Consider the following 6,728-nt stretch of genomic DNA (forward strand, 5'->3'; position numbering starts at 1 on the left):
GGAGGTGTCCGGGACCCGGACCGGGACCTCACTGTGCGGGCGCGGGGGCGCTGAGGTGTCCGTACCTGCCCCGTAACGCGGCACTTCGTGCTCCGTAACACCGCGGACGCACGCTGGGTCGTATGCACTCCACCACGGCACCGTCCACCCCCACGCACTGCCCGTACTGCGCGCTGCAATGCGGGATGGGTCTCGCTCCCGACCCGCGGGGGGACGGCGGGCTCGCGGTGGTGGAGCGTGCTCAGTTCCCGGTGAACCGGGGGGCGCTGTGCGGCAAGGGCCGTACCGCGACCGCGGTGCTCTCCTCCCGGGTGCGCCTGACCGAGCCGCTGGTCCGGACCCACGCCACCGGCAGGCTCGAACCGGCCACCTGGGAGGAGGCGCTCGACCGGATCGCCGAGGGCCTTTCCCGTACGCGCGCGGAGCACGGTGCGGACGCGGTCGGGGTGTTCGGCGGGGGCGGGCTGACCAACGAGAAGGCGTACGCGCTCGGGAAGTTCGCGCGGGTCGCGCTCGGCACGTCGCAGATCGACTACAACGGGCGGTTCTGCATGTCGTCGGCGGCGGCCGCGCACCAGCGGGCGTTCGGCCTCGACCGGGGGCTGCCGTTCCCGCTGGAGGACATCCCGCGTACCGGCTGCGTGATCCTGGTCGGCTCCAACCTCGCCGAGACGATGCCGCCCGCCCTGCGCTACCTCACCGAACTGCGGGAGAACGGCGGCACGTTGATCGTCGTCGACCCGCGCCGGACGAAGACCGCCGAGCAGGCCGACCTGCACCTGGCGCCGCGCCCCGGCACCGATCTGGCGCTTGCGCTCGGCCTGATGCATCTGCTGGTGGCAGAAGGACGTACGGACGAGGCGTACATCGGGGAACGTACGAAGGGATGGGAGGAGGCGCGGGCCGCGGCGATGGCGCACTGGCCGGAGCTGGTGGAGCGGATCACGGGCGTGTCGGTGCCCGAACTGCGCGAGGCGGTACGGCTGTTCAGTACGCCGAAGGACGCGATGGTGCTGACCGCGCGCGGGCCCGAGCAGCAGTCCAAGGGCACCGACACGGTGGGCGCCTGGATCAACCTGACCCTGGCGACGGGCCGGGCGGGCCGTCCGCTCTCCGGGTACGGCTGTCTGACGGGGCAGGGCAACGGGCAGGGGGGACGTGAACACGGGCAGAAGGCCGACCAGTTGCCGGGCTACCGCAAGCTGACCGATCCGGCGGCGCGGGCGCATGTGGCTCAGGTGTGGGGCGTGGACCCGGAGTCGCTTCCGGGCCCTGGGCGCAGTGCGTACGAACTGCTCGACGCGCTCGGCGGCGACGTGCGGTCGCTGCTCCTGATGGGCTCGAACCCGGTGGTGTCGGCGCCGCGGGCCGCGCACATCGAGGAGCGGCTGCGGTCTCTCGACTTCCTGGCCGTGGCCGATGTGGTGCTGTCCGAGACGGCCGAGCTGGCGGATGTGGTGCTTCCGGTGGCGCAGTGGGCGGAGGAGACCGGCACGACCACGAACCTGGAGGGCCGGGTACTGCTGCGCCGGCGCGCGATCACGCCGCCGCCGGGGGTGCGTACCGACCTGTTCGTGCTGCATGAACTCGCCGCGCGGCTCGGTGTGGAGAAGGGGTTCCCGACGGATCCGGAGGAGGTCTTCGAGGAGCTGCGGCGCGCGTCCGCGGGTGGTCCCGCCGACTACTCGGGGATCACGTACGGGCGGCTCGCGGCGGAGGACGGGGTGTTCTGGCCGTGCCCGGCACAGGAGGGGGTGGAGGTTCGTGGTGGTGAACCGGTGGGCGCCGAGGCCGAGTTGCACCCCGGTACGCCGCGGCTGTTCCTCGACCGGTTCGCGACCGAGGACGGGCGGGCCCGGTTCGTGCCGGTGGTGCACCGGGCGGCGGCGGAGGAGCCGGACGCCGAGTTCCCGGTGCTACTTACCACGGGGCGGGTGGTGGCGCAGTACCAGTCGGGTGCCCAGACCCGGCGGGTCGCGGAGTTGAACACGGCGGCGCCCGGCCCGTTCGTGGAGCTGCACCCGCAGCTCGCGGAGCGGATCGGGGTCGCGGACGGCGAGGAGGTGACGGTGGTCTCGCGGCGCGGCACGGCCGTCGCGCCCGCCAGGGTGTCGCGGGCGATCAGGCCGGACACGGTGTTCATGCCGTTCCACTGGCCGGGCGAGGGCCGGGCCAACACGCTCACGAACCCCGCGCTCGACCCGGTCTCGCGGATGCCGGAGTTCAAGGTGTGCGCGGTACGTCTGGAGCGGACGGCGGCGTGAGCCCGCGCGCACGTGCCGAGCGCCAGTCGCCGTCCGGGATGGTCCGGCCGCGGGCGCGGAGCCGGGCGCGTACGGCGGGGGCGGCGACGTACACCCAGGCGCGGCGCGTGCTGCCGTCCGGGAGGCGTACGGAGCGGGCGAGCCGTTCGTAGTCATTGTGCGGGTCGCCGGGCGTGTAGTCCTCCAGGCGGTCGAGCTCGACGAGGAGCGCGGCGTAGTGCTCGGGACGCGCGGTGAGGAGTTCGCCGTGCACGGGTCCGGCCGCGGGCTGCTCGACCAGGTACGGGTAGCCGGGGCCTTCGTGGAGTTCGGCGTCGTCGAGCAGCGCGGGCGTGCGGTGCGCGATCCGGCCGCGCAGGTGGCGGGCGTGGTTGGACTCGCCGGACAGCAGCGTCCCGTACACGAAGAACGGCAGCGGGGTCTCGGCGCTCACTGGGCGGTCTCGGCGCGTACGGTGCCGACGGGGATGTCCGGTTGTTGCTGATCCATGCGTGCCTCCGCGCGTGATGCCGCGATTCGATGAGTTCGCTCGTACGTACTTCGATGAGTTCCCCGTACGTACCACGGAGCGCGGCCTCCACGCGCAGAGCACCGGGACCGGGACCAGGACCGGACCTAGGCCCAACGGCCCATGCGCGCCCGCCTGTTCCCGCCTAGCTTGGCGTTCATGCAGCCCACGGACAGCAGCCCCGATCCATCGCCCCTGCCCCGCACCACACGCACGCGTCGGCGCGAGACCCTGGAACGGCTGGTGCGGGAGCGGGACGTCTGGGTGTCGACGGCGCACCCCGAGCACGGGCCGCATCAGGTGCCGCTCTGGTTCGTGTGGGACGGGCGGGCGTTGTGGATGTGCACCGGCGCGCGCTCCGCCACCGTGCGCAACATCCGCGCGGAGCCGCGCGTACGCCTCGCCCTGCCGGACAGCTTCGACGTGGTGCTGGTGCAGGGCGAGGCGGAGTGCTTCCCGGACCGGGAGGTTCCGGCCGGGGCGGCGGAGGCGTTCGCCGCGAAGTTCGGCTGGGACCCGCGCGCGGAGGACGGCCCGTACGTCTATCTGCGGGTGACCCCGCTGACGGTGCGCGCCTGGCGTGGTGAGCCGGAGCTGCGCGGCCGGGTCGTGGTGCGCGACGGGGTGTGGCTGGACCAGGACGCGCCCGGCAGCCTCACCCCGTGACCGCCGGGCGGACGAGCATCAACCAATCGAGCAGCAACCGAACGATTATCGACCGAACGAGCGTCAACTCCCGTACGGCCGCACCTCCTTGGCCTCGCGCAGTGCCAGGGCCCACCAGGTGAGCTGATCGAGCAGGACCTTCGCGGCGGCGTCCGCGGCCGTCGGGTCCTTGTGCGTGCCGTCGGCGTCGAACTGGCCGTGCACACCGTGGAAGGAGACGGTGTCCCGGACCGTGACGGCATGCAACTCGGCGAAGACCGTGCGCAGTTGCTCCACCGCGCGCAGCCCGCCGGAGATCCCGCCGTACGAGACGAAGGCCACCGGCTTGGCCTCCCACTCGGCGCGGTGCCAGTCGATGAGGTTCTTGAGGCCGGCGGGGAAGGAGTGGTTGTACTCCGGGGTGAGGACGATGAAGGCGTCGGCGTCCGCGAGCCGCGGCGAGACCCCGGCGAGCTTGGCGCGCACCTCGGGGGACGGGTCGTACGAGAGCGCGGTGGGCAGGTCGGCCGTGGCGACGTCGACCACCTCGACGGCCAGGTCGGTACGCGTCCCAAGGCGGGCGAGCAGCCAGTCGGCGACGACGGGACCGAAGCGGCCCTCGCGGTCGGAGCCGAGGATGACGGCGACCCGGACGGGCGCGAGGGGAGCGCCGGGGCGAGCGGCGCGATCGATACGGGCATCGGTACGGGCAGAGGTCTCGGAGCTGCGTTCAGCAGTAGCGGAAGTCATGCGCCACAGCCTCGTACCTCAACCAAAGTTGAGGTCAAGCTGCGCGCGAACAGGGACAGGAAGCCGAACCGGTCACCCGTTCACAGCCCTGCCGTACGGACTTCCCGCGCTCCCCCACCGCAGACGCATGACCTGCTGGAACGCCCGCTCCGCAGCGCCGGGAAGCCGCTCGCGGGGCGGATTTTGGCGTTCACCGGCAGGCGTGCGGCGCCGAGTGCGACTTACCTCGTAGCAAGGGTGCGACCGACGCAGCGACACATGGGGGTGCCGCGGGCCGCGCTCTCTCGGGAGGACTGAGATGCGCACCGCCATCCGCTCGTCGACCGCGGCCGCGCTGGCCATCGCCGCCTCGGCGTGCCTGGCTGTGGGCCCCGCGCACGCGGCGACCGCCGAAGGCGATCCGCCCGACGCCACCCTCGAGGTGTATCCGGCGAGCGTCACGCCCGGCGACCGGGTCTCGGTGCACACCCTTGCCTGCGGCGTCGGTGCCAGCGCGAGCGGGGACGCGAGCGCGGTCGGCGCCGGCACGTTCAAGCTCGCCGTGGACACGCACGACGAGGTGGTGGTCGGACGGTTCGAGGTGCCCTCGTCGGCCTCGCCCGGCACGTACGCGATCCGTGCCCGGTGCGCGAACGGCAAGGAGATCTCGGGCGACCTGATGGTGACCCTGACGGCGGGCGCGGAGCCGGTGCGGCCGCAGGGGCATGTGAAGACGGGGGTCGGCGGCACGATCGGTCGCGACCCCGTACAGACCGCGGCGGGTGTAGCGGCTCTGGCCGTCGCCGCCGCGGGCGGTACCTGGCTCCTGCATCGCCGGGCGAGAGGCGACAGGATCTGACGGACACCCTCCGCTGTCCACCGGTACCGCCGCCCCGGCCCCCTTCGATTCCGCCTCCGCACGCGGCTCGAAGGGGGACTCGGGGCACGTACGACCACTCCGAGGGGGCTCACCATGCCGAACCGCCAAGCCGGTCAGGCCGGGGAACGCGGGCGTCGCCGCAGCCGGCCCCTGCGCGCGGCGATAGCCGCGGTCTCCGTGTTCGCCCTGTGCTCCGGCGTGTGGCTGCTGCAGAGCGGCACCGCCACGCACGCGCCGCCGCAGCCGTCCGCCGCCGAGTCCGCCGACGCCCCGACGGGCACCCCGACCGGCACCCCGACCGGCACCCCGACCGGCACCCCGACCAGTAGGCCACCGCGCGCCGCCGCCGCGCCCGCGCTGCCACCGGCGCCGCCCACCCGTATACGCATCCCCTCGCTGCGCGTCGACGCCCCGCTGATGGGGCTCGGGCTCACCGCCGGGGGCAGTCTCGACGTGCCGCCCGCGGAGCGGCGCGACCTCGCCGGCTGGTACGAGGCGGGCACCACGCCCGGCGAGCGCGGCACCGCCATCGTCGCCGGGCATGTCGACAACGCCGAGGGTCCCGCCGTGTTCTACGCGCTCGGCGCCCTGCGCAAGGGCCAGACGGTCGAGGTCGACCGGGGCGACGGCAGGACCGCCGTGTTCACCGTCGACGCGGTGGAGGTCTACGACAGCCGCGACTTCCCCGACGACAAGGTCTACGGGACCGCGGCGCGCCCCGAGCTACGGGTGATCACCTGCGGCGGCGGCTTCTCGAAGAAGACCGGCTATCTGGGCAACGTCGTGGTCTTCGCACACCTGACGGGCTCACGCTGAGCCAAGCCCTACGGGTACGGGCTCACCCCAGCCACTGGTCGTACGCCAGCTTCCCCACCAGGGACAGCACGACGACCACGAGGACGCCGCGGACGAAACCGCTGCCCTTCTTGAGCGCCATCCGGGCCCCGACCGTGCCGCCGACGAGGTTGAACACGGCCATCGCGGCGGCCAGTTGCCACAGCACGGTGCCCTTGTAGCTGAACATCGCGAGGGCGCCCAGGTTGGTGCAGACGTTGACGATCTTCGCGGTGGCCGAGGCGTTCACCAGGTCGAGGTGGAGCACGGCGGTGAGCGCGATGACCAGGAACGTGCCGGTGCCGGGCCCGAACAGGCCGTCGTAGAAGCCGATCCCGAGGCCCGCGATCCCGATGGCGGCGAGCACCCGCTGCTTGGTCGGCGGCCCGGCGACCGCTGCCGTACCGAAGGCGGGGCGCAGCATCACGAAGGTGAGTACGCCGACCAGGACCACCATGATCATGGGGCGCAGCACGTCCGCGCTGATCCCGGCCGCGAAGGACGCCCCGGCCATGGACCCGGCGACGGCCGCGAGCCCGATCCGGACGGCGGTGCCCACCTCGACGGGGGCTTTGCGGAGGTAGGTCACGGCCGCGGCGGAGGTGCCGACGATGCTGACGGCCTTGTTGGTGCCGTACACGTAACTGGGGTGCACCTGCGGCACACCGATGAGGAGCGCGGGAAGCAGCAGCAGACCGCCGCCGCCCACCACGGCGTCGATCCAGCCCGCCGCGGCCGCGGCGAGGCAGAGGACCACGACCGTGGTCAGGGGTATGTCGGGCATGATCGCGACAGTAGCGGGGGGACACGCGGGTCAGGACACGGGCACGGGTCAGGGGTGCGGGTCAGGGGTGGTCAGGGTGCGGCC

Annotated in this window: 7 protein-coding genes; 4 read left to right on the top strand and 3 right to left on the bottom strand. The window is 73.1% G+C overall.

Going from position 1 to position 6,728, the window contains the following annotated elements; genetic code table 11:
• The first annotated feature begins 122 nt into the window (after positions 1-122).
• Complete coding sequence (locus tag GUY60_RS31940) at positions 123-2,264, top strand: molybdopterin oxidoreductase family protein (RefSeq protein ID WP_161704206.1); 2,142 nt, start codon at positions 123-125, stop codon at positions 2,262-2,264.
• Here GUY60_RS31940 and GUY60_RS31945 read toward each other — a convergent pair.
• Entirely contained in the window at positions 2,224-2,697 is a 474-nt protein-coding gene (locus GUY60_RS31945) for a gamma-glutamylcyclotransferase family protein (RefSeq protein WP_161704208.1), read from the bottom strand. The two genes, GUY60_RS31940 and GUY60_RS31945, sit on opposite strands and share 41 nt — an antisense overlap.
• A 234-nt stretch (positions 2,698-2,931) precedes the next feature.
• Here GUY60_RS31945 and GUY60_RS31950 point away from each other — a divergent pair, with 234 nt between their 5' ends.
• A complete protein-coding gene (locus tag GUY60_RS31950) occupies positions 2,932-3,438 on the top strand; it encodes a pyridoxamine 5'-phosphate oxidase family protein (protein WP_161704210.1) in 507 nt (168 codons plus the stop codon).
• A 63-nt stretch (positions 3,439-3,501) separates the two neighbouring features.
• On the opposite strand, the gene GUY60_RS31955 is transcribed toward GUY60_RS31950, so the two are convergent.
• Positions 3,502-4,167 carry an NADPH-dependent FMN reductase gene (locus tag GUY60_RS31955; RefSeq protein ID WP_161704211.1) on the bottom strand — a complete coding sequence of 222 codons (666 nt, stop codon included), beginning with the start codon at positions 4,165-4,167 and terminating at the stop codon, positions 3,502-3,504.
• A gap of 298 nt (positions 4,168-4,465) precedes the next feature.
• On the opposite strand from GUY60_RS31955, the gene GUY60_RS31960 reads away from it, so the two are divergent.
• Both GUY60_RS31960 and GUY60_RS31965 read left to right on the top strand, forming a co-directional pair.
• A complete protein-coding gene (locus tag GUY60_RS31960) occupies positions 4,466-5,005 on the top strand; it encodes a GVDTG sorting domain-containing protein (protein WP_161704213.1) in 540 nt (179 codons plus the stop codon).
• A gap of 114 nt (positions 5,006-5,119) precedes the next feature.
• Positions 5,120-5,842, top strand: coding sequence for a class F sortase (locus GUY60_RS31965; RefSeq protein ID WP_161704215.1), 723 nt, complete (start codon positions 5,120-5,122; stop codon positions 5,840-5,842).
• A 22-nt stretch (positions 5,843-5,864) separates the two neighbouring features.
• Here GUY60_RS31965 and GUY60_RS31970 read toward each other — a convergent pair whose 3' ends face one another.
• The gene (locus GUY60_RS31970; RefSeq protein WP_161704217.1) at positions 5,865-6,644 is read right to left on the bottom strand and encodes a sulfite exporter TauE/SafE family protein; all 780 of its coding nucleotides are present in this window, start codon (positions 6,642-6,644) and stop codon (positions 5,865-5,867) included.
• Positions 6,645-6,728: the final 84 nt, after the last annotated feature.

The sequence above is a fragment of the Streptomyces boluensis genome, from assembly GCF_009908195.1.
GTDB lineage: Bacteria > Actinomycetota > Actinomycetes > Streptomycetales > Streptomycetaceae > Streptomyces > Streptomyces boluensis.

Coding starts and splice junctions, on each gene's coding strand:
- GUY60_RS31940 (WP_161704206.1), top strand. CDS start 123: ATGCACTCCACCACGGCACCGTCCACCCCCACGCACTGCCCGTACTGC.
- GUY60_RS31950 (WP_161704210.1), top strand. CDS start 2,932: ATGCAGCCCACGGACAGCAGCCCCGATCCATCGCCCCTGCCCCGCACC.
- GUY60_RS31955 (WP_161704211.1), bottom strand. CDS start 4,167: ATGACTTCCGCTACTGCTGAACGCAGCTCCGAGACCTCTGCCCGTACC.
- GUY60_RS31960 (WP_161704213.1), top strand. CDS start 4,466: ATGCGCACCGCCATCCGCTCGTCGACCGCGGCCGCGCTGGCCATCGCC.
- GUY60_RS31965 (WP_161704215.1), top strand. CDS start 5,120: ATGCCGAACCGCCAAGCCGGTCAGGCCGGGGAACGCGGGCGTCGCCGC.
- GUY60_RS31970 (WP_161704217.1), bottom strand. CDS start 6,644: ATGCCCGACATACCCCTGACCACGGTCGTGGTCCTCTGCCTCGCCGCG.